This window comes from Paenibacillus amylolyticus, from assembly GCF_050990605.1.
Taxonomy (GTDB): Bacteria; Bacillota; Bacilli; order Paenibacillales; family Paenibacillaceae; genus Paenibacillus; species Paenibacillus amylolyticus_H.
On the sequence record NZ_CP158832.1, the window covers coordinates 4484334 to 4509878 of the forward strand.

Below are 25545 nucleotides of genomic sequence, written 5' to 3' on the forward strand. Positions count from 1 at the left end.
TCTCCCTGAATTCAAAATCATTCATTTCGAACACGGGCGGTGCTTCCGAACCGTTGAACTTCCCTGATCAAACAAGTTGTGTATTTTTCATGTCATGTGAAACAGGTCCTCACGCATAGAATAGAGGGAATGAACTGCGCCAGTACCGTAAAGCATGAAAGGAGGCCTGAAACAATGAAGGTTGGATTTATCGGAACCGGCAGCATGGGCAGCCTGCTGATCTATGCCCTGATCCAATCGGGTGCACTCGAACCGCGGCAGATCGCCGCCAGTAATCGAACCCCGTCCAAAGTACGGCAGTTATCCCTCCGTTACCCCGGTCTGCATGAATCCCAGAGCAATCGGGAAACGGTGATCCGAAGTAATATCATCTTCCTGTGCGTGAAGCCGCTTGAATTCAAACATGTCATTGACGACATCCTGCCTGTCGTGAATCCCAATCATATAATTGTCTCGATCACCAGTCCCGTGCAGCTGCGCCATCTGGAATCTTCACTTCCTTGCAAAGTCTCCAAGGTTATTCCCAGCGTCACACACCAGGTTGGCAGCGGCGCGTCCCTGTGTATACACGGCGAACGAATGACCAGTGAGGACCGCGCTGTCTTGGAAAGTCTGCTTAGTCATATAGGCAGGCCGTTCCAAGTGGATGAAGCCTGTACACGAATTACATCCGACTTCTCCAGCTGCGGACCTGCATTTATATCGTTCTTTTTGGAACAGTGGATCGAAAGCGCAGTGAAGCTGACAGGCATCAAAAGGGCAGATGCCTGCGCTCTGGCTGGCGAAATGCTCTTGGGAACAGGCAAGCTGCTCACCGAAGGAGGATACACACCGCAAGAGCTTCAGGCTCGTGTGGCTGTACCTGGCGGTATTACCGCTCAGGCACTTGCACTGCTGAAGGTTAGCCTCGACGGTGTTTTCGACAGCCTGATCCACACGACACATGACAAATATGATGAAGATTTGTTAAAGCTGGATGAACTATTCCGAGCCGGCGAGATTAACCGGCAACAATATTAACAAGTTTGCCTGGAACGGCAATGACCTTGCGAATGGTCTTGCCTTCCAGCGCCTGCTTAACAGGTGCCAGCTCCATCGTGAAGTCCTGCATCCCCTGTGCATCCAGATCCTTCGCGATCGTAGCACGAGTTACGATTTTGCCGTTTACCTGAACAACGATTTCTACTTCCGCATCCACTGTCATGGACTCATCATATTCAGGCCAAGCCACGTAAGAGATTCCACCTTCATGACCCAAACGGCTCCACAGTTCTTCCGCCATATGTGGTGCCAGTGGTGACAACAGCTGCACAAAGTTCTCCATCGCTTCACGAGGCAGCGTATCGGCTTTGTATGCATCGTTGATGAAGATCATCAGCTGACTGATGGATGTATTAAAGCGCAGATGTTCCAGATCTTCCGTAACTTTTTTGATCGTTTTGTGAGCAGTCCGCTTGAACTCGTCCGTTCCACCATCCACCGTAATCTTGTCATTGATGGCTCCTGTGTCTTCGTTAATGAAGAGACGCCATACTCGTGACAGGAAGCGGTGCATGCCTTCAACCCCGTTTGCATTCCACGGTTTTGTTGCTTCCAATGGTCCCATGAACATCTCGTAAAGACGTAATGTGTCTGCACCGAATTCATTTACGATTTCATCCGGGTTAATGACATTACCACGGGATTTACTCATTTTCTCATTGTTGGTACCCAGGATCATACCTTGGTTCACCAGTTTGTAGAAAGGCTCTTTGGTTTCCACAACACCCAGATCATACAACACTTTGTGCCAGAAACGAGCGTACAGCAAGTGAAGCACCGCATGCTCTGCTCCGCCAATGTACAGATCCACCGGCAGCCACTGCTGCTGTTTATCCTTGGAGATCAATTCCTTGTCATTGTGTGGATCGATAAAGCGCAGGTAATACCAGCAGCTACCTGCCCATTGTGGCATGGTGTTGGTTTCACGACGTGCCTTCATTCCTGTTTCCGGATCTACCGTATTCACCCACTCCGTAACATTCGCCAGTGGTGATTCTCCGGTACCCGAAGGTTTGATCTGGTCGATATCAGGCAGCAGCAGTGGAAGTTGATCTTCAGGTACGGTCTTCATCGTTCCGTCTTCCAGATGCAGAATCGGGATTGGCTCACCCCAGTAGCGCTGACGGCTGAACAGCCAATCACGCAGACGGTAAGTTACTTTCCCTTGCCCCTTACCGTTCTCTTCCAGCCAAGCAATCATCTTGGCAACCGCTTCTTCATTGTTCAGTCCGTTCAGGAAATCTGAATTCACATGCGCACCATCACCGGAATATGCCTCTTGTGTAACGTCTCCACCTTGAATAACCTCGATGATATCCAGACCAAACTGCTTCGCAAATTCCCAGTCACGTGCATCATGACCCGGAACAGCCATAACCGCACCTGTACCGTAACCTGCAAGAACGTAATCAGCAATCCAGATCGGCAGTTTTGCACCATTAACAGGATTGATTGCATAAGCGCCAGTGAATACACCTGTTTTGTCTTTGGCCAGATCCGTACGTTCCAGATCACTCTTACGAGAAGCCTGCTCCTGATAAGCCTGAATCGCTTCACGTTGATCATCGGTTGTAATTACTTCTACCAATTCATGTTCCGGAGCAAGTACTGCAAAGCTCGCACCGAACAATGTGTCCGCACGGGTAGTGAACACCTTGATAACTTCCTCGCGACCTTCAATGGCAAATACCACTTCCGCACCTGTCGATTTACCGATCCAGTTACGTTGCATATCTTTGATGCTTTCAGACCAATCCAGCTCTTCCAGGTCTTCCAACAGACGCTCTGCATACTCGGTAATTCTCAGGACCCACTGACGCATCGGTTTACGTACTACCGGATGTCCACCACGTTCACTCTTGCCATCAATAACCTCTTCATTAGCCAGTACCGTTCCAAGTGCTTCGCACCAGTTAACTGCGACTTCATCCACATAAGCGAGGCCCTTATTGTACAACTGGATAAAGATCCATTGTGTCCATTTATAATACTCAGGGTCCGTTGTGCTGATCTCACGATCCCAGTCATAGGAGAAACCGAGCGATTTGATCTGGCGACGGAAATTGTCGATATTACGGAATGTAATATCCCGTGGATGTTCACCTGTATCCAGTGCATGCTGCTCAGCAGGCAGACCGAAAGCATCCCAACCCATGGGGTGTAATACGTTGTAACCGCGCATACGCTTGTAACGGGAAACGATATCCGTTGCCGTATATCCTTCCGGGTGACCTACGTGCAGACCTGAACCGGATGGATACGGGAACATATCCAGTGCATAAAATTTCGGTTTGGCAGGGTCCTCACCCGTTTTAAACGTTTTATTTGCATCCCAGTATTGCTGCCAACTTTTTTCCATGACTTGTGGCTGATAGCCGTGTTTTGGCTGGTTATTCTCACTCATCTATTGTTCCTCCTTCAGGTTATTCGTTTTAGCTTTAATTGCAACAAAAAAACCTCAGCATCCCGTAGCGTTTGCAGCGCTAGGGACGAGAGGTTGAATTCCCGTGGTACCACCCTAGTTAGCGGACGAACGTGCTTCGTCATCCACTCCCTTTGGACCTGTAACGGCGGTTAACCGATGCGGATTTCCATTCCTGATCCAAGCTTTATACAAGCAAGTTAAACAGAATGGTGTAATCACCGCATTTCTCCAAGGCGAGTTCGCAAATTACTGTCAACCGGCTTGCACCAACCGCCGGCTCTCTGTTATGAACAGGAATTACTACTAATCCTTATCATCGAAATATGTATACAATATAGCGACCATTATATAAAAAAGCAAGCCTAAAGTCAATATTACACATTATAATCGCCATCTTGAAGTATACGGCCCGAACCGTTCATAACGCTGGTTGCTGTCAGATTAAACGAAAGCGCTCGATGCCTTCCTCCAGATTATGAATGGTCCAATTCACATGTTCCTGATGATCATATTGACGATAAGCGCACTCTATGCGCAGCACCAGATCAAAGTACAAGTCATAGAGACTTCTTCTTTTCAGCTCATTTTCAGTCGTAATCGCATGCCCATACCCTTTCACAAAACCAGGTGTATAGTTAAAATGACTAAAATAATGCTCCATCAGAGGGTCTGCCCACAGTGAACGTTCAAAATCAATCATCGCTGTAATGCGACCTTTGTCTACTAGAACATTGCCATCCCACAGATCCCAACTGACAAGAACAGGTTGTTTTACATCGTCCAGCACATCCGATTTTTCATCAATCAAACGTCTCAATTCTGGGTAATCCATCGAAAATGTAATCCCGGCCTCTTCCCCATCCGCAAGAATGTCATCCATCAGATTCATAAATGCTTCTTTCCATGTGGAATATCGCTGTTTTTGCTCCGTGAAATATCCAAACTTCTCGCCCTTGATTTCATTAATTCGACGATTGTAACGCCCCAGTTGTTGTTCAACGGCTTCCTGTTCTTCCGTAGTATACTGATCCTTAACCTGATTATAGGGTGTTCCAGACATGTACTCCATGATAAAATAACGCGCTGAAGCCATAGTTAACGAATCATCATAAACCAGTACTTGGGGTACGGGAACATCCTGCAACTCGCTGATGAGGCGCAGTGCCTCAACCTCGGCGATCATCAGATCCTGTTCACAGCGCATCAGATTTGTCGAAGCTGAAGGAGCAATTTTGAGTACCACTCGCTGTGTGTCACTGAGTGTAATGAGATATGCATGATTGGCCCAGCCATCCACCATTTCCTTGTAGTCCTGTATACTTTCAGAGAAATGCTGCTCTATGATGGCATTCAGTTGTTCTGACGAGAGTCTTGTTTTATATGTACTTTCCACTTCTACACCTCACCTCGACTATGGATTTTCCTCAGAAAACGCTTTCTATCCGACTATTATCACCTCCTTTACTTTAACTGGCAATACTTTTTGTCACTCTCGTAAGTTTCTCCCAACATTTGGTTTGCCCGATTACAGTAACATTGTCCATCTTTCTTTATGGAAAATAAAACAAAACAAACTGTCCTTATGTACCGAACATAAGGACAGTTCTCGTGATTTGCTCTTATTTCACAGCAACGTAGAACAAGCGTTGTGCGCTGTCTCCGGCCTCTTTCCATTCAAAATCCGCGTATACCTTCACATCTCTAAAACCTGCCTTGGACAACTCCAGCTTCATCCAGTCCGGGTTATATGCACGCTGGACATGAACTTCTTCAAAACGCTGGTACATATCCTTGCTACCATCATCCACACGCGAAAAAATACTGAGATGATGTTCGATCTCACAGCGATCCTGGTCCAGATCACAAGTCCAAATATAAGATACGGAGCGCTCATCCAGTACAAAAGGCTGCTCTTCATCATAACGGATAAGGGTATTGGGATGATGCACATCAAACAAAAACGTTCCATCAGGCTTCAACATCTCATATGTCCGCTGGAATGTTCGAACAACATCTTCTTGTTCAAGCAGATAATTGACGCAATCACAGAAAGATATCACCGAATCCACGGGTTCCGGAACTCGCCATTCCCGCATATCCTGCTGCACCCAACGAACACTGCCCTCGCGATACAAGCGATGACCCTGAGGCGTAGCCTCCATCTTGCTTCGCGCAACCGACAGCATATCTGATGAGAGGTCAATGCCGATAACTTCGAAACCGGAGTTCACGAGCGGGATCGTAATGGAGCCCGTTCCACAGCCAAGTTCAGCGACACTTTTGGGCATTCCATGCTTTTCCCATGCTGTTCTTGCAAACCTTATCCAGTCCGGATAAGGCATATCTTCCATTAATTCATCATACACATAGGCAAATTTCCGGTAAGACATGTCAGGCACCGCACTTTCAATTTCATTTTCCAATCCTTGTCTATATAAGTTGAACTAAAGAGTATTTACACTGGACACTCCAATGACAGAACAACCTTCCGATCGCTGTTATCCCTAGATTTTTTTTGATTCCTTTTATAAAGGATTAAATCCGGGGATAAAGGCGGGTTTATGCTTACGAAGTAGCTTTCCATAGAAAGCTTGTAGCTACACTTCTTCAGGTTCTTTCTGTCCTCTCCGTTTCGTGTAAATGTTTAGTTCAATTTATATAACAAAAGTAAAGACAGGGGCATCCGGTGTTACCCAGCCTATCCCTGCCTTATCCGAGTTCCATATTACAACTATTTAATCAGGAAGATTACTTGTTTTCACTTTGATCCGCAGGAGCAGATTCGGACAGATACGTCCAGCTTTCCTTTTGGACCACCAATCCGTCTTTCATCAATTTGCCCAAGGCACGCTTGAACGCAGACTTGCTGATGCCAAAGCGCTGCTTGATGATATCCGGCGGAGTTGCATCAGAATAAGGCATGCCGCCCATAGGACGTTCTTTCATAAAAGCGAGCAGCTTGTCTGCATCTTCGTTACGTCCAACTTGTTTGAGTTGAGTCATGGCCAGATTCACACGTCCGTCTTCACGAACCAGTGTCACCCGACATTTCACTTTCTCACCAAGACGCAGCATATGACTACGTTCAGATGAATGAATCATGCCAATCGCGCCAAAGCCCAGTACACCGCCTTCTACAAGTACAAAAGTACCCATCTGCAGTGGCTTGTATACCGTCGCTTCAACCCACTCGTTTAACCATGAACTTGGCGCATGGAAAGACAATGGTGAAAGTTCACGTTCCCCGGCCAATTTGGCACGCAGACGTCCCTGCTTGTCATGTTCCATGATTACAAAGACTTCATCCCCCACTTGAGGACGCAGTTCTTCCAGTTCAGGCAGTTCACGAATAGGAAGCAGCAATTGCCGTCCAAGTCCCATTTCCAGGAAACAGCCCAGTCGTGGGTGAACATCAGCCACAACCAGTCGTGCCATTTCGCCGAGCATGAGATAAGGCTTCTTCATCGTTACGGCCAGACGATCTTCGGTATCAAAGAATACAAATACCTCAAGCGTCTCACCAATCTTAATATCCCGCGTTAACTCGGTATAGTGAAGCAGTACATCTTCCGATCCTGTCGTCAAAAAGAAGCCAAATGGAGACACTTCACGTGAAACCGGCAAAGAGACGACTGTTCCAGCAATCAAACTCATACCGTTTCCACCACTTTGGCATCAGACCATAGACGTTCAATGTTGTAGTATTCACGCTCGTCGCGGTGGAAGATATGAACAACAACATCGCCCATGTCCATCAGTACCCAACGTGCGGAATCCATACCTTCGATACCTTTGATCGTCGCTCCGGCTGCATGAGCCTGTTTGCGAATTTCTGTGGCAATGGCCTGTACCTGTGTATCGGAATTCCCGTGACAAATAACAAAATAGTCCGCCACCAAGGAAACATTAATCAGATCCAACGCTACAATATTGGATGCCTTTTTGTCGTCAGCGGCAGCAACCGCCATATTCATAAGTTCTTTCGATGATACTGTCATGAACCAACCTCCATAATCTGTAATTGTGTGTTCAAAAAGATCCTTCGTAATCAAAAGTGGACTTTTTGAACAACCTCTATAATTGTGCAATCAAGTCATTCCGCGACAGCATGGTCAAAGGATAAATGACACGTCGTTGCGAGATCAGCAAGCTGATCGTAGAATCGAATCCGGCAATTAAACCTTCCTCCAGACTACGTTCAGCCTGTTCGCGAATGTGATTCACTCCCGGGAAATCTCGTCCCGGCTCAATGTAATCGGCAAGACATACCACTTTGTCCAGTAAGCTCATGCCTACCCGACCTGAGGTATGCCACCGGATGGCATGAATAACTTCGGAATCCTCTACACCGTAATCACGCTCGGCTACAAAAGCACCGACTTCCGAATGCCAGAGCTGCTTGTCATGCTGCAGAAGTTCCTGGTTTAATCCGTTATCGCGGATGACTGCTTCCATCTCCGCTACGGGCCAGTATTTTGCCACATCATGCAATATCGCTGCCAAATCTGCTTTTACAGGATCAGCACCATATTTTTCAGCCAACATCACGGCCGATTCCATCACGCCCAGTGTATGCTTCCAGCGTTTTTCCGGCATTTGTCCGGATACGGCTTCAATCAGTTCATCACGGCTTAGTGCCATATAAACCGCTCCTTACAATGTATTGGTGCACCTCATCAGGGATCATAAAGCGTACCGAATGTCCTTTGGCAAGACGTCTGCGGACGGCTGTCGATGAAATATCCACCAAGGGCATTTCGGCCAGCAGGACCCGATCCTGTAACTCGTCTGGAAGATCATCCAGATGTAACTGAAAGCCTGGCCGACCAACCCCGATAAAGGTTAGCCGTTCGGCAAGTTCTTCAATCTGCTCCCATTTGGGAAGATAGTTCACCATGTCCGCTCCGATAATGAAATAAAATTCATGTTCCGGATAGCGACGCCACAGTTCCTTCATCGTATCGATTGTATAAGACACTCCGCCCAGTTCCATCTCGATACCCAGCACCTCATATTGCTGCACACCCTTCACAGCCGCTTCCGTCATATCGAGACGTTGCTGTCCTGAAGCTCCGGCTCCGCGTTTGTGAGGTGGAACATGGGAAGGCATGAACCAGATCTCATCCAATGCATGTGAATCCCTTGCTGCTTCAGCTGCCAGGAGGTGTCCCATGTGGATCGGATCAAACGTACCACCCATGATGCCGATCTTCACCCGCGTCACGCTCCCTTATCTAGGTAGTTCGATTTGTTTGTTATCTCGCGATTCTTTGTACAGGATGATTGTGTTACCGATGAGTTGTACAAGCTCACTACCCGTTTCACGGGCAACTTCTTCAGCCATCTCTTTTCTGTCCTCGTCATTGTTGTTCAACACTTGCACTTTCATCAATTCGCGCTTCTCAATCGCATCTTCGATGTGACGGAACAGGTGCTCATTCGTTCCACCTTTACCAATCTGAAATACAGGGGTCAGGTGATGTGCCTGCGACCGCAAAAAGCGCTTTTGTTTACCGTTTAACATGAATACTCCATACTCCTTATATTGAGCAGGCCCTGATCGACAGCGCAAAGACTGCCCGGACCTGACCGTTCAATTATTATTTTTCACTGGTGAAAATGATCACTGAGTACACAAGGTGACTCCGATTGCAGTACCATCTTCCGATCGCTGTTATCCCCAGATTTTTCTGATCCCTTTATCATTCACATTTCAAAACTTTCTAACACCGCTCGTCTCATCGTCTCCACTGGAGCCGGGATGCCAAGCCAATGCTCAAAGGCCACTGCGCCCTGGTATACAAACATCCCCAGACCACCGTGCACCGTGCATCCTCGCATCCGCGACTCCCGAAGCAGACGGGTCTCCATCGGATTGTAGATCAGATCACTTACCGCTGCTCCTTCACGGATCAATGAAGGGTCAACCGGTACGTCATCAACATGTGGATGCATTCCGGCAGCCGTTGTGTTAATCACAATATCAGCCGTAGCCAGTACCGTTGCAGTTTCTTCCATGCCACTACCCGAGATTTCTCCCAAGCCATGGCCCCGCAAATCCGAAGCAAGTGCAATAGCCCTGTCCGCTGTACGGTTTAGGATATGGATCCGTTCAGGCTTCTCCAGTGCAAGTGCATATATGACACCTCTCGCTGCTCCACCTGCTCCCAGTACAGCAATACGTTTACCCGCAAGCTTAGGCACTGCCTCTTCCTTCAGGGATCGGACATAGCCAATACCATCCGTATTGTACCCTGTCAGTGTTCCACCTTCATTGACAATGGTATTCACCGCACCAATCAGGCGAGCACTTTCATCGATCACATCCAGATACTGCATGACCTGCTCTTTGTGCGGGATGGTAACATTGACACCACGATAGCCAAGTGCCACAATCCCCCGAACTGCTGCTTCCAGTTGATCCGGATGAACATGCAGTGGCATATACATTCCATTCACTCCTGCAGCCTGCAGAGCCGCATTGTGCATTGCCGGAGACTTGGAGTGAGCAATCGGATCACCCATGACGCCAAGCAACACGGGAAGTGAAGAATTGAACTTTTTCTGCTCAGACATAGGTCCGCCTCCGATCCATCTGATGTACAGATTCTGAGAATTGATTAGATCAACGATGGACGGATCTGTACACGAATGCCTTTTGGAGCATGAACCGCAACCAGCGCTCCAATATCGCCATTAACCTTAATCCAGCCCAGACCCGAGATGAATACATCCGATTGACTGCCGCGTTTGATGCGGAATTCATGTCTGGTCCATTCAGCCATCTCTGCTGCATTCTCCCGGGTTGGCGGAGATAACAATTCTCCCAGGTGGTCGCGGTAAAGATCATCTGCACGCTCCAGCTTCGTCCGGTGAATATCAAGCGCCGTGCTGATAAAACAAGTGAACGACTGGCGATCACCTTCCACAAAGTCGAATCGAGCCATGCCGCCGAAGAACAGCGTCTGACCGGAATTCAACTGATACACAGCCGGTTTAAGCGGCTTTTCAGGCATGATGGCAGCGAGATCCTTACGTGAAACAATCTCGCTGAAACGCCATGGGTATACGATTCCGGGCGTATCAATAATATATTTCCCATCATCCAGTGGAATGTTCACCATATCCAGCGTTGTTCCCGGATAACGGGATGTGGTCAGTTCCTGCTCCAGATCGCTGTAATCACGGATCAGACGGTTAATCAGTGTGGATTTACCCACATTGGTACCGCCAACCACGTATACATCACGATCTTCGCGATACGTTCCCACTAGCTCAAGCAATCGGTCGAAGCCCTGATTCTGCTTGGCACTGCACAAGACGACATCCACGGTGCGCAAACCTTGTTCTTTGGCTTGCTTTTGTACCCAGTTGCGAACCTTGTTCCAGTTGGTTACTTTTGGAAGCAAGTCCGTTTTGTTCACAGCAAGCAATACCGGATTGTTGCCTACAAAACGTTGCAGACCGGAGATAATGCTGCCATCAAAGTCAAACAAATCAACGATATGGATGACAAGTGCATCCTTATCCCCGATTTTGCTAAGCAGCGCCAGGAATTCGTCCTGATCCACCGTAACGGATGATGACTCATTGTAGTTTTTGATGCGGAAACAGCGCTGGCATATAACCGGTTCACGATCCAGTGCCTTCTCGGGGATATACCCGGGTAATTCCGAATTTTCCGTTTGCAGATGCACGCCGCATCCACTGCACCTTACGGCAAGATTGCCGTTATGCGTTTCTGTCATTTCTTCTTTTCCTCCTCAAGCCATAAGCCTTTCCTGCGTAAACTCGTTAGAGCAATCCGTTCCACGCGTCGATTGAAGCGTGTCATAAAGCCTTCGTCCCCAATGGAGATTGGCAGTACCAGAACGGTATATAGTCCCAGTCGGTTCCCTCCATAGACGTCCGTAAGCATCTGATCACCTACTACAATCGTTTTTTCAGGAGTTAACTCCATCATTTTCATTGCTCTACGAAACGGTACATTCGATGGTTTGCGTGCACTATGCACAAACTGGATATCCAGCGGGGTCGCAAACAGGGATACACGATTCAAATTGTTATTGGACACAATCATCAGCTTGAAACCGGCCTCTTTCACACGCGCAAACCATTCAATCAGTTCAGGCGTAGCGTCAGGGGCTTTGGCTCCAACGAGTGTGTTATCCAGATCAGTTATAATTCCACGGTAGCCTTGAGCGTACAGCTCTTCCAGATTAATGTCAAAAACCGTGTCTACACGCAGCTTGGGCATTAACATTTTAAACAAAGAAGTCACCTCAGTTTCATACGACACACTATATCACAAATCCGTCTTTCCTGAAAATGCATACAGCGCCTGATGGCATAGGAAAAAAGGAAAAACGGGACGGGCAACAACTATGCCCGTTCCGCTTTCAGTTCCTTCCGCAGCTTCAAGGCGGTCTGATAGACGCCCTTCCAGTCGTCGGCAGTTACGGACGCCGGACTGTAACGAGTCTGTTCAAACTTCGTGAGAAGCTCATACAATGTAGCTTCTGCAGCAGGTTTTGCCTGGCTCCAGCGGGCTACCGATTCACGAAGTGTCTCGTCTCCGCTCCGGGTCAACCCTTTGCGTTTCACATACTGAATCCAACGCTCGGTCTCAGCCACTACCTTCTGTTCAGGGGTGAGCGGTCCACCTGTCCGTAAACGAAGCAGGAAGAAGCGCATGGAGAAACGATTACGCCAGAACATATATGCTACCCACAATACAATAATGGCTCCTGCAGCCCAGATAACAAAAGTAGGGATGGCAGACGATGTCTGCTCAGGTGCAGGGGTCTGCTCTTCCTCTTGGACCGGCTCCTCTTCTGTCTCTTCTTCAGGCTCATCTACAGGCTGTACATCAGGCTGTTCCGTCAGCAGCGGCATATCAAAGCCCGGCGTTGCTTCAACAGGAATCCAGCCATACTCACCAAAGTACACCTCTGCCCAGGAGTGCGCATCTGCATTGGTAACGGTGTAAGTCGTCTCAATCTCCGCGCCAGGTTGACGTGGAGCCTGCATGTCCGAATTCAGGGACAGTTGTCCAGGCGCATAACCTTTAACCCATCTTGCAGGAATGCCCTCCGAGCGCGCCATCATCACCAGCGCAGTGGAGAAGTAGTCACAGTAGCCTTCCATGATATCGAACAGGAAACCTTCCACAAAGTCGCTGCTTACTTTTCGAGATAAGTCCGGATTGTTCGTGTATTCAAAATTAGTTTGTAAATAGTTTTGCAGTAATGCGACTTTTTCATACGGAGTATTCGCAGATGCCGTTATCTCGGCTGCCAGATTCGAGACCCGGTCAGGGAAACGGGATGGTAATTGCAAGTACATATCATCTGCCGGATTACTGTTATAGAGATCTTCAAATGACTTTGTACGAAGCTCATCTTCCACAATCACAGGGGCTTCCGATACGATCGTGTACGTCTTGGGATACTGTGGTTGCTGACGGTCTGTCACCACATGCAGTTCGGCCTGCTCGGCATTCCACAACATCCGTTCCGTTCTGTCTTCACCATTAATCGAGCTCACTTCCGAGATCGAATAAGCACCGAACAGAATCGGATAGACATTGTCATTCAGCATCGTTACGTTCTGAGTCACTTGTTTAGTATTCACATTACCGGATTCTTGGTTCTCCAAAGGCTGTCCGGCTTCAACATTCTCTGTCGCACCCCGTCCACGGTCATCCCAGCCTGTGCCTGTATACTCTGCACGTGTCTCACCGCGCCAGTAACTGCGCTCATTGGTGGTGACAGACATGACAGGGGTATAGTCGAAGTTAAATCCTCCACCAAGCTGATTGTCTTCCCTGCTGTATCCCGATTCGGTAGCCGCCGGAATATCAAGGTTTCCGTTACCAGCCTGACTTGTGGAAGTTCCGGTATAGTTACGCCAAGCTGTGTATGGATCCGTCAAGGTGGGTGGAATCTCCGGCATATTGACGCTGGCTACAATAATCAAAGAAAAGATAATGGCAATATTGGCCAGGACTTTATAAGGATACCGGATGATTCGTTTCCAACCTTGTGGATACTGCAGCTGATAGTTACGGAAATGCTGACATACGAGCCATCCCATCCCCGCAAACATCACCCATGCGATTTCAATCCAGAGTGGAATCTGGGTGAAAGAATCGAGAATCCCCATGGAAATGATGTTGACACCCAGAAAAACAAGAATGCGACGTGTTGTGGTCACAAGTCGAAGCGCAGCTTCAAGCATCACCCATGCACACAGGGAGAACCAGATGTACGGCGTCATATGCAGTATGAATTGCTCCGCTCGGTCCGTTAAAGAGCCATAAGGGATGTACACCGTATAATCAATTAGCGTTTTATGCAAAATGTAACCTACGACAACCGCCTTGATGATCGCCCGATACATCGTTTTGAAGGGCAGAATGACCTCCAGCACACTGACCGCTGCAAGTGTCCATAACACCAGAGAAGTGGTCTCCGTGTACCACGATTCCTGCGTAAATGAAATCCACTGCATTCCAATCAGGAAAATCCATAGCAATGACGCTGCATGATACCAGGATCGTTTGCCTGCAACACTTTCATTTCCTTTTGTACTCATACAGAACCTCCCCCCATCACCGTTGGAAGCTCCTGCAAGTGAGAAACCGTGAATGACCTCGTGCCTCTTCCGCGCAACATGGCATTCCACTCCGCACTCCGGCGGGATTCACTGGTATCGATCAGAATATGACATGGCGTCATGCCCCGCGTATCGGCCCAGCGCAACAGTTCCATTATTTTTTCATCCTTCTGGGGAGAAATCACGACAAAGTAAGCTCCCTGAGGCAGTAGACGTGTGATTCTTTCCACGCCGGGCAACAGATGGGTGTCCTGACCGTTATATTGAATATCCACCAGATGATGCATCATCTTCTGTCGTTCCATCAGACTTTCACTGGGGGCCATGAAGGATGTCTGGTCTGACAATGTCAACAACCCCATTCCCATTCGTTCCCTGACACCATACTCCAGCAGAGAAGCAGCCGTGGAAACGGCAATTTCAAAAGCATCCCCATGTTCATAACTTGATGCCAGCGCATCCAGAACCAGAATGGTTTTGGGCACAGACTCATGTTCAAACTCCTTGGACTTCCAGTTCCCTGTCTTTGCCGTTGCATTCCAGTGAATGCGGGAAAGTCGATCTCCGTATACGTAGTCACGCACACCATTGATCTGAGTGGTCTCTCTCCGTGAACGGGTTAACGCCGTCTGAGGACCGGATAACCGTGATTTACGGTCGTAGAGCTGCCAATATGGGATAAATACCGTTCTTGGCAGTACGCGAAACTCACCTCTGGCCTTAAACTTTCCTCGATGTTCAATCAGTCCAAATATGTCCTCACTGGCACATTCCGTTTCTGAAAAAACATACTTTCCCCGCTCAAGTGGCGGTGTCTGGAAAGACAACTCGCCATTACCTCGCATATTCGGAATCAAGCTTTCCTTGAACGACCACGATTCTCCATTATGCCGATGCAGCATTTCACGTACAACCACATAGGGAAGCGGGAGGAATCCCGGAATCGTCAGACGCAGCTGTACTTGAACCTGGTCACCCGCATGCAGTAATTCTTCGTGGTCCGGGCCAGAAGATAACTTGCGCACTCCTTGAGCACGTCTTACCCCGCTAAATCCAGCAATGGCAAGGTATACACAGAGCAGGGTCACCATCGACAGCAGCATAAGGGATGTCTTCCCGCCCTGAAACAAAACATAAGCCAGACAGCACATCCACACCATTGCGATGCTCCATACGCGTGGGTGACGTAACCCTCTATTGACTGTTCTCAAAAGCGGCTTCATGAACTATTGCCCCATGGAGACGGGCACGCGTACTTGCTGGAGTACGGCATTCAAAACGGCCTCGGAACTCATACTGTCCAGTCTCGATTCGGGACGAAGCACAATACGATGAGAGATCACATAAGGCGCCATCGTTTTGACATCATCGGGAAGCACATAATCACGTTCCTGCAAGAAAGCAAAAGCTTTTACGGCCATCATGAACGATATGGCTGCCCGTGGGCTGGCACCCAGCAATACAGATGGGTGGGAGCGGGTTTGACGAACAACATCCAGCAGATAGTCCATAACCGGATCACCGATAAAGACCTCTTTAATCTCCTGCTGGATTGCCGAGATCTGGTCCATATGAGTCACGGATTCAAGGCGATCTACAGGCTGACCCAGCTGATGCTGTTTCAACAGAATTTTCTCAATTTCCTTATCGGGATAACCGAGACTTATTTTCAACATAAACCGGTCCAGTTGTGCTTCCGGCAAGGTATACGTACCTTCAAAATCAATCGGATTCTGGGTTGCACAGAGCATGAACGGATGGGGCAGATCATACGTATCGCCATCAACGGTCACGCTGCGCTCTTCCATCACTTCGAGCAGAGCCGATTGGGTTTTTGTTGTGGCCCGATTAATTTCATCAGCGAGCAATATGTTGGTCATAACAGGACCTGGCCGGAAATAAAAACGCTCATCCTTCGGATGGAACACAGATACGCCCGTAATATCACTAGGTAAAATATCAGGATTACATTGAATGCGTCGGTACTCCCCACGCATGGATTTCGACAGTGCCTTAATCAATTGTGTTTTTCCAGTTCCAGGTACGTCTTCAATCAGAACGTGCCCGCCTGCAAGCAAAGCTGTAAGTAAAAGTTGAATTTCAAAGGATTTCCCCATAATGCAGGATTCCAGATTCGAACGAACTGCGGATATGATTTGGATCGACTCTTTGCGCACAGGCATGTGGTCTAACCTCCTAAAAAAGCATACAGATTTCCTTTTATTGTACATGATCCAGAGTCACGAGTACACTCGAAGGAACTCACAATTTGTTTCCAGCCCGTCAGATTCACCGCAGTTCTCGCATGAATACGACAAAAAAGGCCCGGATAGAAGTAATCCGAAGCCTTTACTGAATCGCATATGTTCAAGTAGAACTTCCATGCTATACTAGCCTTTTGGCTTAACCACCAATGCCGCGAGAAAAGAAAAGATGATCGCTGATGAAATCCCCGCCGCAGTCAGGTCGAAGATCCCTGTAATGACACCCAGCCATCCCTCTTTCTCCAGTTCGGTCAACGCCCCATGCACCAAGGAATTACCGAAACTTGTGATGGGGATGGTAGCACCCGCACCTGCGAATTTAACCAGGGGGTCATACACGCCAAATGCATCAGCAACCGCCCCCGCCACAACTAATGTACTCATGGTATGTGCCGGTGTCAGTTTGACACCATCCATTAGAAGCTGTCCGACAACACAGATTAAACCGCCAACGATAAATGCCCATAAGAACTGCATTCGATTTATCCCTCCTTTTCTATAGCTACGGCATGTGCAATACAGGGAATACTTTCACCCTGCTGGTACGAGAGCGGAGACAAGAGCGCCCCAGTAGCAACAACCAGCACCCGCTTAAGATCACCCTTCTGCATCCGATTCAAAATGTGACCATAGGTCACGGTGGCAGAACATCCGCAGCCACTCCCTCCGGCAACAACATAAGGCTGTTTCTCCCGATCATAGATCATCAGACCGCAATCATTGAATACCGTCTGTTCCATGGAAATGCCTTCTTTTTGCAGAAGTTCTTTCGTAATTGGCAGACCGACGGACGCCAGATCCCCAGTTACAATGAGATCGTAATAACCAGGTTCAAGCCCCGTATCTCTGAAATGCGAGATCAGGGTGTCGGCTGCTGCCGGTGCCATCGCTGAACCCATATTAAAGGGATCTTTGATACCCAAATCCATGATTCGTCCAATGGTGGCTTTGGTAACTACAGGGCCTTCACCCGTGCGGGACACCACGCCACACCCTGAACCCGTAACGGTATATTGCGCATAAGGCGGCTTCTGGGAGCCATATTCGGTCGGATAACGAAACTGTTTCTCAACCGTACAATTGTGGCTAACTGTTCCTGCAAGGACATAATCGCCAGCTCCGGAATCAACAATCATGGAGGCAAGTGCTAGGGTTTCCATGGATGTGGAACAGGCGCCAAAGACACCGAGGTAAGGCACGCCCAGTTTTCGTGCTGAAAAGGAACTACTGATAATCTGATTCATCAGATCTCCACCAACAAAAAATTGAAGCTCCTCCTTGGTGATATTTGCATTGACCAAAGCCAGCTGAGAGGCCTGTTCGAGCAGTTTTCGTTCTCCCTTTTCCCACGTCTTCTCGCCGATCTCAAGATTGTCATAGACATAATCGAAATCAGATAACAATGGACCCTCACCTTCTTCTGGTCCTACAACTGCAGCTTTACCGATGATTCGCGGACGATTCTCAAACTGCCACGTCTGTCGACCCAATCGCTTCATAAATGCCCACCTCCGAATCCCAAAAAGGCATACACGACTCCCACGATAAATGCCGCCACGACACCGAACACGATAACGGAGCCAGCAAGCTTGAACATGTTGGCACCAACACCGAGTACCAGTCCTTCAGCACGATGTTCTAATGCAGCAGAGCACATGGAATTGGCAAATCCGGTAACCGGCACTGCAGTACCTGCTCCTGCCCACTGAGCCATCTTATCGTATACGCCGAGACAAGTTAGAATAACCGATATGAGAATCATGACCGCCACCGTAGGACTGGAAGCTTCCTTTGATGTCATGTCAAAACCGGCCATAAAAGCCTCTTGAATGGCCTGTCCAATCAAACAGACGGTACCCCCAACCAGAAATGCTTTGAGGCAGTTTTTCAGGATTGGACGAGGCGGCTCATGTTTTTTTGCGACTTTTTTGTACTCCTTTTCATCCATGGACAGGGACGACGATTTTTTTTCGCTTCCGGATGCAGATTGAGCTGGCAAGATACAAGACCTCCTCTATGTGAAAATGGTTCAAAGCTACGGCTGAATGCCAATGTGTGTAATCCTATATTCATTGTTTGTTAATCATCGGAAGGTTATGTATCCGACGACAGACAGTATATGTTTCCAACAAGATCATGTTGTGGAAGCAGGATGGATTACGCCGGACCTGAAGACTTTTAGATAAGTTCTATAAATAAAGAAGAACAATCACGAGCAAGATAAAAAGAACGATAAACAGTACTTTTTCCGTGCCCTCTTCTGGAGGCTTCATTGGATATATAGCTCCTTCCTGTAAACAGACAAACAAATATTGAACATAAGGCACATCACAAAATGATGACATCTCTCCATATATTCATATTCATTGAAGTGACATCAGGACTGCGACTACAGCGGATAGAGTCATAAAACTTGGACACGGTAATCTCCCAAAACATGCCTTAAATACGTGACATAAACATGGACAATCACTTGCGCAAGGTTCATACTGTAATGTGACCAGTGGTTAAATAACAAGTCCTCAGCATATTAGTGTGCATGTTCAAAAAGTCTCGTTTTCAGTACCGAGAAGATGGGATGAAGATAAAAGACTTTTTAAACTACATTTAAAGGACAACAGGCGGGTAGCCGTTCTACTGTGACCTGAAATACATACCACCAGAGGAGTTGTTGACACATGAATGAAAAAACGATGGATATGTTTCGCACGTTGACGGAATTTCCTTCCGCATCCGGTTTTGAACGTGAGCTTCGCGGCTGGATGAAAGATAAGCTTTCCGCTTATACCGATGAGTTCGTCCAGGATCGCCTGGGGAGTCTATTTGGTGTATTACGCGGGGAGGAATCCGGTCCTAAAGTTATGGTAGCCGGACACTTTGACGAAGTGGGTTTCATGACTACAGGCATTACCGAAACAGGTATGATCAAATTCCGTCCACTGGGTGGATGGTGGAGTCAGGCTGTACTGTCTCAACGACTGGAAATCATCGCACCAGATCACCGGATTATCGGAGTTGTAGGTTCTACACCTACGCACTTGCTGGACGAGTCCCAGCGGAACAAACCTGTTGATCTAAATTCCATGTATCTCGATATTGGAGCAGACAACCGTGCAGAAGCAGAATCCTGGGGCATTCATCCAGGGATGCAGATCGTGCCGGTCTGTGAATTCACACCTATGGCCAATCCAAAGAAAATTATGGCTAAAGCTTGGGATAATCGTTACGGCGTAGGACTTGCACTTGAACTGGTTGAAGCGCTTCACAAGGAAAAACTGCCTAACATACTCTATGCTGGAGCAACGGTTCAGGAAGAACTGGGGCTTCGCGGTGCACGTACAGCGGCCAATCTGATTCAACCGGACATCTTCTTCGCACTTGACTGTAGCGCGGCGAATGATATGACTGGTGACAAACAGTCATTTGGACATATCGGAGAAGGCGCATTGCTTCGTATTTTTGACCCGGGTATGTTCACCCATCGCGGAATGGTGGAATATGTTCAAGATACGGCTTCATCCAATCAGATTAAAATGCAGTACTTCATCTCACCAGGCGGTACCGATGCAGGTCAAGTTCACCTGAGTGGAATTGGTGTGCCATCCACAGTGATTGGTATCTGCGCACGTTATATCCACACCTCTTCTTCCATCATTCATACGGATGACTACGATGCGGCCAAAGAACTGATCGTGAAACTGGTCAAGGGTCTTGATCGGACAACGATGAATACCTTAATTAATAACGCCTAACATCGGAATTAATGTTCCAAAACAAGAGATGTCCTGACTTTATTGGGATGTCTCTTTTTGGTATCCCCCAATAAATGAATAGGCCGAACATTATAGAGGATTACACATAAGATACAATAACGAAAGATGAATAACACACCAAGCAGCGGGGGACCTGTTATGGCAGTGAGAAGGAATGGAAAATCGAATAAAAGTTCCAAAAAAACAAATGCCGCAAACACCCTTCTCAATGGCAACCTTAAAGGAAGAAATCTGGAACTTATCGTTGCAGCATTACTGGTAAGCGGGAAGTTAAGAGTGGATGCAGTCACTTTGTTTCGAGAAGCTACACTGGTCGTTGAACTGGTCGGGCAGTATAAAACGTTACAAAATATTACACCATCGAATCAAGACAAACTGGTGCAATTCCTGGATGAAATCGGTGGCGATATGACGTTGAATGACGTTATAGGGGCTTTCCAACAGAGAATCAATTCCTAAACGCCAAGAAATGAGGTTGAAGTGATGTCTAACTTTGACGGAAATGGGTTCGCTGAGCTACTGATCATTGTCATTCTTGTTGTTTTATTTGTATTCGGTTCTTCCGATATTGACGATCTGACTGATTCTCCTTCTCAGTCCTGAATTGGCTAGGTTATTACGATCCATTCATTATGAAAATGCATACCTGTAAACGCCAGCCCGAAATATGCGAGCTGGCGTTTTTGCATGGCTATAGAAATAGCGGTGAAAATGCAATCCAGGCCAAAATAAGAGTAAGCACAATGCAGACGTTCTCTACAACGAATCCACGCTTGGTCCCTGTACTCATCAGATTCACCCGTATACGCCACTTGAGCGGTGGTAATGGACGAATGCCCCGATTGGTTAATGAATCGGCCAACAGGTGCATCGCATACGCCGTACCTCCCGCTACCCAGATCTCCGGTCCCTGCTGCTGGGTCGTGCTGTACAACAAGCCCGCCCATATTGCGGTTCCGTACAGGGTATGCGTCAATCCCCTATGAGTTAGTGTGGTGCACAGCATAAGCAGGCTACCTGCAATCAGATTCCACGGGGCAAATGCATGACCGTAAAACACCAGCCCGACTCCAATCGCAAACATCAACACTTTGCGAAGCGAACGCGAAGGCAGGAAAGACACGAGCGCAATGAGGATCGCAAGCAACAGGTTCCATGGTTTGGCATGAACATAGAAATACACGAATACAGCTGTGGGCAACAGAATCGTCTGTAACAACCTGATCAGACTGTTAGGCAAAGCTCTGGATACCAGCAGCGAATTCGGCTCATCGATGTCAGGCAATAACGAACCAATCAGAGCAACCGTAACTGCCGGCGCAGTCACCGGCATACCGGCCAACTGAAGTACAGATAGCGATACGCCTGTCCCGATAATAAGGTGGGATCTTCCCATCATGATGCAAAAACGTCCTTTCGAAGAAATCGGGAACATACATAGCCCACTTTTGATAGTACAACGAAACCAAAACAAGAACAATAGTTCGTATTTCTTATTTATATGAAAATAAATATCACTTTCTGTGATGGGGCTCACACTATTAAATTTATCACTCTTCTATCTTTATTAGTGAATTAAATCACATAAATTGTCCGCAACACCTTGTATAATTTCAAATATAAACCACTAAAATTGCAGGTAATGTACAGCGTCTATCCAAGGAGGCATACACACATGAACGGAAAAAAAGAGAATCTCATTATCATTGGTAACGGTATGGCAGGAATCAGTACTGTTGAGCAAATTTTGAAATTAACTACGCGTTTTGATATTACTGTTTTTGGCACAGAGCCCTATCCTAACTACAACCGCATTATGTTGTCTTATGTGCTGGAAGGAAGCAAAACACTGGACGATATCGTGCTGAACGACCTTCACTGGTATGAAGATTACGGTATTACGCTACACACCGGCACAACGGTTACAAGAATTGATGCCGAGACACAAGAAGTTGTGACTGAAGATGGAACTCGCGTTCCTTATGACAAAATTATCATTGCAACCGGCTCCAACTCCTTCATTCTTCCCGTACCGGGACATGACAAAGAGGGTGTTGTCGGTTTCCGCGATATCGCCGATTGTAACGTCATGCTTGACGCTGCTAAACAGTACAAAAGAGCAGCTGTCATCGGGGGCGGACTGCTTGGTCTTGAAGCTGCCAAAGGTTTGGTACAACTTGGCATGGAAGTTACCGTAGTGCATCTGATGGAAGATCTGATGGAGCGTCAGCTTGATCCGCAAGCTTCAGCCATGTTGAAGGCGGAACTCGAACGTCAGGGTATCCGGTTCAAGATGGGTGCGCAAACTGCCGAGCTGCTGGGCGGCAAACGGGTTGAAGGAATTCGTTTTGCCGATGATTCCGTACTCAATGTTGATTTTGTTGTCATGGCTGTGGGCATTAAACCCAATACGGCTGTAGCCCGCGAAAGCGGTATGGAAGTAAATCGGGGTATTGTTGTGGATGACTACATGCAGACTTCACTTGAGAATGTATATTCAGTCGGTGAATGTACAGAGCATCGCGGGGTATGTTACGGCCTCGTTGCCCCATTGTTCGAGCAAGGCATGATTCTCGCAAAACATATCTGTGGTGTCGAAACGGCTCCATATGAAGGTTCTGTAGTATCCACGAAATTGAAAATTTCGGGTGTAGATGTGTTTTCAACTGGTGAATTCATCGACAGCCCAGAGCACACCGTCATTTCGCACAAAGATGACTGGAAACGGACCTACAAAAAAATTCTGCTTCGTGATAATAAAATGGTCGGCGCCGTTCTCTTCGGTGACATTACGGATTCTGCCGAATTGCAAAAACTGATTAAAAATCAGACCGAAATGACCGAAGAATTGTATGGTTCACTCATGGGTACAGGCTGCGGTGGTCATAAGAAAGTAACCTCTGTTGAAACGATGCCCGAGGACGAGATTGTCTGCGGATGTAACGGTGTAACCAAAGGAACCATTGTTGAGGTCATTACCAATCAGGGCCTGACCACTGTAGATGAAATTAAAGCTTGTACCGGTGCAACCCGCTCTTGCGGTGGATGTAAACCGGTTGTGGAACAGATTCTGCAATATGTGCTGGGAGACGGCTTCAGCAGTGGAGCCAAACAGGGAATATGCGGATGTACTTCCATGGGACGGGATGAGATCGTAGCCGAGATTCGTACAAAAGGATTACAAACGACCAAAGAAGTCATGAATGTACTGGGCTGGAGTCAACCTGAAGGTTGTTCCAAATGTCGTCCGGCGATCAACTATTACCTTGGCATGATTGCACCGGATACGCACGAAGACGAGAAAGAATCCCGTTTTGTTAACGAACGTATGAACGCGAATATTCAAAAGGATGGAACGTATACGGTTGTACCTCGGATGTATGGCGGGGTGACTACACCAGCGGACCTCAAACGTATCGCTGACGTTTCCGTCAAATATGATGTGAAAGCAGTCAAAGTGACCGGCGGTCAGCGTCTCGACTTGATTGGTGTTAAAAAAGAAGATCTGACTAAAGTCTGGGCGGAACTGGATATGCCTTCAGGTTATGCATATGCCAAATCGCTGCGTACGGTCAAAACATGTGTCGGCTCCCAATTCTGCCGATTCGGTACACAGGATTCCATGGCCATGGGCGCTCGGATTGAACGTAAATTCGAACGTCTGGACCTGCCAGCCAAGTTTAAATATGCCGTCAACGGTTGTCCACGAAACTGTGCAGAGGCATGTACAAAAGATATCGGTATCGTTGGTAACGACGGAGGCTGGGAAATCTTCATCGGCGGTAACGGCGGTATTAAAGCACGACTGGCTGATTCCTTATGCAAAGTGAAAACAGATGAAGAGTTGATTGAACTGTGCGGAGCCATCATGCAATATTACCGCGAGACAGGTAACTATCTGGAACGGACGTCCGAGTGGGTGGAACGCATGGGTCTGGAACATATTCGCTCGGTTGTCGTGGATAACCTTGAAGAACGTAAAGCTTTGATGGAGCGGATTGAATTTGCACTTGAGCATGTGGAAGAACCATGGCAAAAAGCGATTCGTAATGAGGAAGGCCAAAGCAAAATGTTCCACGGCATCGAAGTATCGGCTCGTCCATAAGCAAGCTCGCAAGATCAACAAATGCGGAACGTTAAATAGATAAAAGGAGTGGTTTAAGATGACGACAAAACAATCAGGCACCTACTTCCCTGCCGGAGGAGTTGAAGAATTCCTGCCACGAATCGGAAGAGTAGTTGAGATTCAGAATCACCAGCTTGCAGTCTTTCTTGCATCGGATGGTACCATCTTCGCTGCGGATAATCAAACCCCCCACCCTAAGGGTGGGCCGCTGGCAGAAGGCATCGTGTCCGGACATTATCTGTACGATCCACTGTATGATTGGAAAATCGACCTGACGACCGGTCTTGTGCAAGCACCGGACAATGGTCAGGTGCAGATGTATCCGGTGAAGGTAGAGAATGGCCAGGTCTGGATTGAAATATAGCTCCATCAAAACGTTCAAAGATTGATGCAAAATAATGGGGGAAACCGTGATGTATACACCAAGTGTTGAGGGAATTATTGAAGCTGCGGTTAAAAAACGGGATCAGATGAACTCAAATCTTTCACGCTACATGGTTGCTGCCTTAATGGCGGGTGCCTATGTTGGACTTGGCATCGTACTGATCTTCAGTATTGGTGCCCCGCTCCTTGCGGCACAGTCACCACTGCAAACCATGTTGATGGGCATGTCCTTCGGACTCGCTCTCACGCTAGTCATTTTTGCCGGATCAGAACTGTTTACAGGTAACAACATGTTTTTCACCATGAGCACGCTCGCAGGCCGGACCACAGTTAAAGATACACTGAAAAACTGGGGGCTCGTCTTCCTCGGCAACCTGCTAGGTGCGATCCTGCTCAGCCTGCTTATTGTAGGCAGCGGCCTATTCAAAATGGCTGCACCCGAACATCTTTTATTCGTCGCTTCTGCTAAAAAGATGGCCGCTCCCGTATCGGAGTTGTTCTTCCGTGGCATTCTCTGTAACTGGCTTGTCTGTCTGGCGATCTGGATGGCTGCTCGCACAAAAGAGGATATCGCTAAAATTGCTCTCATCTGGTGGTGTCTGTACGCCTTTATTGCAAGTGGGTATGAGCACAGTGTTGCCAATATGACTTTGCTGTCCTTGTCCTGGTTGTTGCCAAACCACCCAGATACCATCACTCTGGCAGGCTGGTTTCATAACATGATCCCGGTGACGCTTGGTAATATCATCGGCGGTGCCCTCTTTGTCGGAATGGCTTACTGGTATACTTCACCGGTACGTAAAAAATCATAATCCTTGATTCAACTGCCACGATGGATGCTGAACTCACGTTCAGTCACACATCGTGGTTTTTTATTGTTTGTCGATAAGCTGCGTACTTTTTCCTACATCTCCC

Annotated in this window: 24 protein-coding genes and 1 other annotated feature; of the genes, 6 read left to right on the forward strand and 18 right to left on the reverse strand. The window is 47.7% G+C overall.

Translation table 11 applies throughout. From position 1 onward, the window contains the following. Positions 1 to 174 precede the first annotated feature (174 nt). Positions 175 to 1020, forward strand: a complete 846-nt coding sequence (comER, locus tag ABTV53_RS19990; protein WP_421892865.1) for a late competence protein ComER — start codon at positions 175 to 177, stop codon at positions 1018 to 1020. On the opposite strand, the gene leuS is transcribed toward comER, so the two are convergent. The 17 genes from leuS to spoVAC all read right to left on the reverse strand — a co-directional run bounded on the left by leuS (position 1001) and on the right by spoVAC (position 18346). Continuing rightward, positions 1001 to 3445, reverse strand: a complete 2445-nt coding sequence (gene leuS, locus ABTV53_RS19995; RefSeq protein ID WP_433745616.1) for a leucine--tRNA ligase — start codon at positions 3443 to 3445, stop codon at positions 1001 to 1003. The genes comER and leuS overlap by 20 nt on opposite strands. A gap of 78 nt (positions 3446 to 3523) precedes the next feature. Then, positions 3524 to 3792, reverse strand: a binding site (T-box leader). Positions 3793 to 3902: 110 nt separating this feature from the next. After that, positions 3903 to 4859 (reverse strand): phosphotransferase family protein, encoded by a 957-nt coding sequence (locus ABTV53_RS20000; protein ID WP_433745619.1) that lies wholly within the window; start codon positions 4857 to 4859, stop codon positions 3903 to 3905. A 226-nt stretch (positions 4860 to 5085) separates the two neighbouring features. Beyond that, positions 5086 to 5856, reverse strand: a complete 771-nt coding sequence (locus tag ABTV53_RS20005; RefSeq protein ID WP_433745622.1) for a class I SAM-dependent DNA methyltransferase — start codon at positions 5854 to 5856, stop codon at positions 5086 to 5088. A 358-nt stretch (positions 5857 to 6214) separates the two neighbouring features. Beyond that, positions 6215 to 7120: a CvfB family protein gene (locus tag ABTV53_RS20010; protein WP_433745624.1), complete on the reverse strand. Its 906-nt coding sequence runs from the start codon at positions 7118 to 7120 to the stop codon at positions 6215 to 6217. Next, positions 7117 to 7464: a ribosome silencing factor gene (gene rsfS, locus ABTV53_RS20015; protein WP_036615136.1), complete on the reverse strand. Its 348-nt coding sequence runs from the start codon at positions 7462 to 7464 to the stop codon at positions 7117 to 7119. The genes ABTV53_RS20010 and rsfS overlap by 4 nt, the downstream gene beginning before the upstream one ends. A 76-nt stretch (positions 7465 to 7540) precedes the next feature. Further along, positions 7541 to 8107, reverse strand: coding sequence for a bis(5'-nucleosyl)-tetraphosphatase (symmetrical) YqeK (yqeK, locus tag ABTV53_RS20020; RefSeq protein ID WP_433745628.1), 567 nt, complete (start codon positions 8105 to 8107; stop codon positions 7541 to 7543). Further along, complete coding sequence (locus ABTV53_RS20025; protein WP_433745630.1) at positions 8091 to 8681, reverse strand: nicotinate-nucleotide adenylyltransferase; 591 nt, start codon at positions 8679 to 8681, stop codon at positions 8091 to 8093. The genes yqeK and ABTV53_RS20025 overlap by 17 nt, the downstream gene beginning before the upstream one ends. 15 nt (positions 8682 to 8696) lie before the next feature. Continuing rightward, positions 8697 to 8990, reverse strand: a complete 294-nt coding sequence (gene yhbY / locus ABTV53_RS20030; RefSeq protein WP_017687186.1) for a ribosome assembly RNA-binding protein YhbY — start codon at positions 8988 to 8990, stop codon at positions 8697 to 8699. A 182-nt stretch (positions 8991 to 9172) separates the two neighbouring features. Continuing rightward, positions 9173 to 10042: a shikimate dehydrogenase gene (gene aroE, locus ABTV53_RS20035; RefSeq protein WP_433745633.1), complete on the reverse strand. Its 870-nt coding sequence runs from the start codon at positions 10040 to 10042 to the stop codon at positions 9173 to 9175. Positions 10043 to 10086: 44 nt separating this feature from the next. Next, positions 10087 to 11214: a ribosome biogenesis GTPase YqeH gene (gene yqeH / locus ABTV53_RS20040; protein ID WP_433745636.1), complete on the reverse strand. Its 1128-nt coding sequence runs from the start codon at positions 11212 to 11214 to the stop codon at positions 10087 to 10089. Continuing rightward, entirely contained in the window at positions 11211 to 11738 is a 528-nt protein-coding gene (locus tag ABTV53_RS20045) for a YqeG family HAD IIIA-type phosphatase (RefSeq protein ID WP_433745638.1), read from the reverse strand. Before ABTV53_RS20045 ends, yqeH begins: the two co-directional genes overlap by 4 nt. Positions 11739 to 11848: 110 nt before the next feature. Beyond that, entirely contained in the window at positions 11849 to 14062 is a 2214-nt protein-coding gene (locus ABTV53_RS20050) for a DUF4129 domain-containing transglutaminase family protein (RefSeq protein WP_433745641.1), read from the reverse strand. Further along, a complete protein-coding gene (locus ABTV53_RS20055) occupies positions 14059 to 15306 on the reverse strand; it encodes a DUF58 domain-containing protein (RefSeq protein WP_433745644.1) in 1248 nt (415 codons plus the stop codon). Before ABTV53_RS20055 ends, ABTV53_RS20050 begins: the two co-directional genes overlap by 4 nt. 3 nt (positions 15307 to 15309) lie before the next feature. After that, positions 15310 to 16266: an AAA family ATPase gene (locus ABTV53_RS20060; RefSeq protein ID WP_036615157.1), complete on the reverse strand. Its 957-nt coding sequence runs from the start codon at positions 16264 to 16266 to the stop codon at positions 15310 to 15312. Between the two features lie 207 nt (positions 16267 to 16473). Continuing rightward, the gene (spoVAE, locus tag ABTV53_RS20065) at positions 16474 to 16824 is read right to left on the reverse strand and encodes a stage V sporulation protein AE (protein ID WP_433745647.1); all 351 of its coding nucleotides are present in this window, start codon (positions 16822 to 16824) and stop codon (positions 16474 to 16476) included. A gap of 5 nt (positions 16825 to 16829) precedes the next feature. After that, positions 16830 to 17846, reverse strand: coding sequence for a stage V sporulation protein AD (gene spoVAD / locus ABTV53_RS20070; protein WP_433745650.1), 1017 nt, complete (start codon positions 17844 to 17846; stop codon positions 16830 to 16832). Then, the gene (spoVAC, locus tag ABTV53_RS20075) at positions 17843 to 18346 is read right to left on the reverse strand and encodes a stage V sporulation protein AC (protein WP_433745652.1); all 504 of its coding nucleotides are present in this window, start codon (positions 18344 to 18346) and stop codon (positions 17843 to 17845) included. Before spoVAC ends, spoVAD begins: the two co-directional genes overlap by 4 nt. Before the next feature lie 679 nt (positions 18347 to 19025). Here spoVAC and ABTV53_RS20080 point away from each other — a divergent pair. Continuing rightward, positions 19026 to 20099 carry a M42 family metallopeptidase gene (locus ABTV53_RS20080; RefSeq protein ID WP_433745654.1) on the forward strand — a complete coding sequence of 358 codons (1074 nt, stop codon included), beginning with the start codon at positions 19026 to 19028 and terminating at the stop codon, positions 20097 to 20099. Positions 20100 to 20258: 159 nt separating this feature from the next. Beyond that, positions 20259 to 20579, forward strand: a complete 321-nt coding sequence (locus tag ABTV53_RS20085) for a hypothetical protein (RefSeq protein ID WP_433745657.1) — start codon at positions 20259 to 20261, stop codon at positions 20577 to 20579. A 232-nt stretch (positions 20580 to 20811) separates the two neighbouring features. On the opposite strand, the gene ABTV53_RS20090 is transcribed toward ABTV53_RS20085, so the two are convergent. Further along, complete coding sequence (locus tag ABTV53_RS20090) at positions 20812 to 21519, reverse strand: metal-dependent hydrolase (RefSeq protein WP_433745659.1); 708 nt, start codon at positions 21517 to 21519, stop codon at positions 20812 to 20814. 276 nt (positions 21520 to 21795) lie between these two features. On the opposite strand from ABTV53_RS20090, the gene nirB reads away from it, so the two are divergent. From nirB to ABTV53_RS20105, 3 genes are read left to right on the forward strand one after another with little or no spacing between them, the layout of a single operon-like run. Continuing rightward, a complete protein-coding gene (nirB, locus tag ABTV53_RS20095) occupies positions 21796 to 24225 on the forward strand; it encodes a nitrite reductase large subunit NirB (protein ID WP_433745662.1) in 2430 nt (809 codons plus the stop codon). 58 nt (positions 24226 to 24283) lie between these two features. Further along, positions 24284 to 24610, forward strand: coding sequence for a nitrite reductase small subunit NirD (gene nirD, locus ABTV53_RS20100; protein WP_433745664.1), 327 nt, complete (start codon positions 24284 to 24286; stop codon positions 24608 to 24610). Positions 24611 to 24659: 49 nt separating this feature from the next. Further along, positions 24660 to 25442, forward strand: coding sequence for a formate/nitrite transporter family protein (locus ABTV53_RS20105; RefSeq protein WP_339236147.1), 783 nt, complete (start codon positions 24660 to 24662; stop codon positions 25440 to 25442). Positions 25443 to 25545 lie beyond the last annotated feature (103 nt).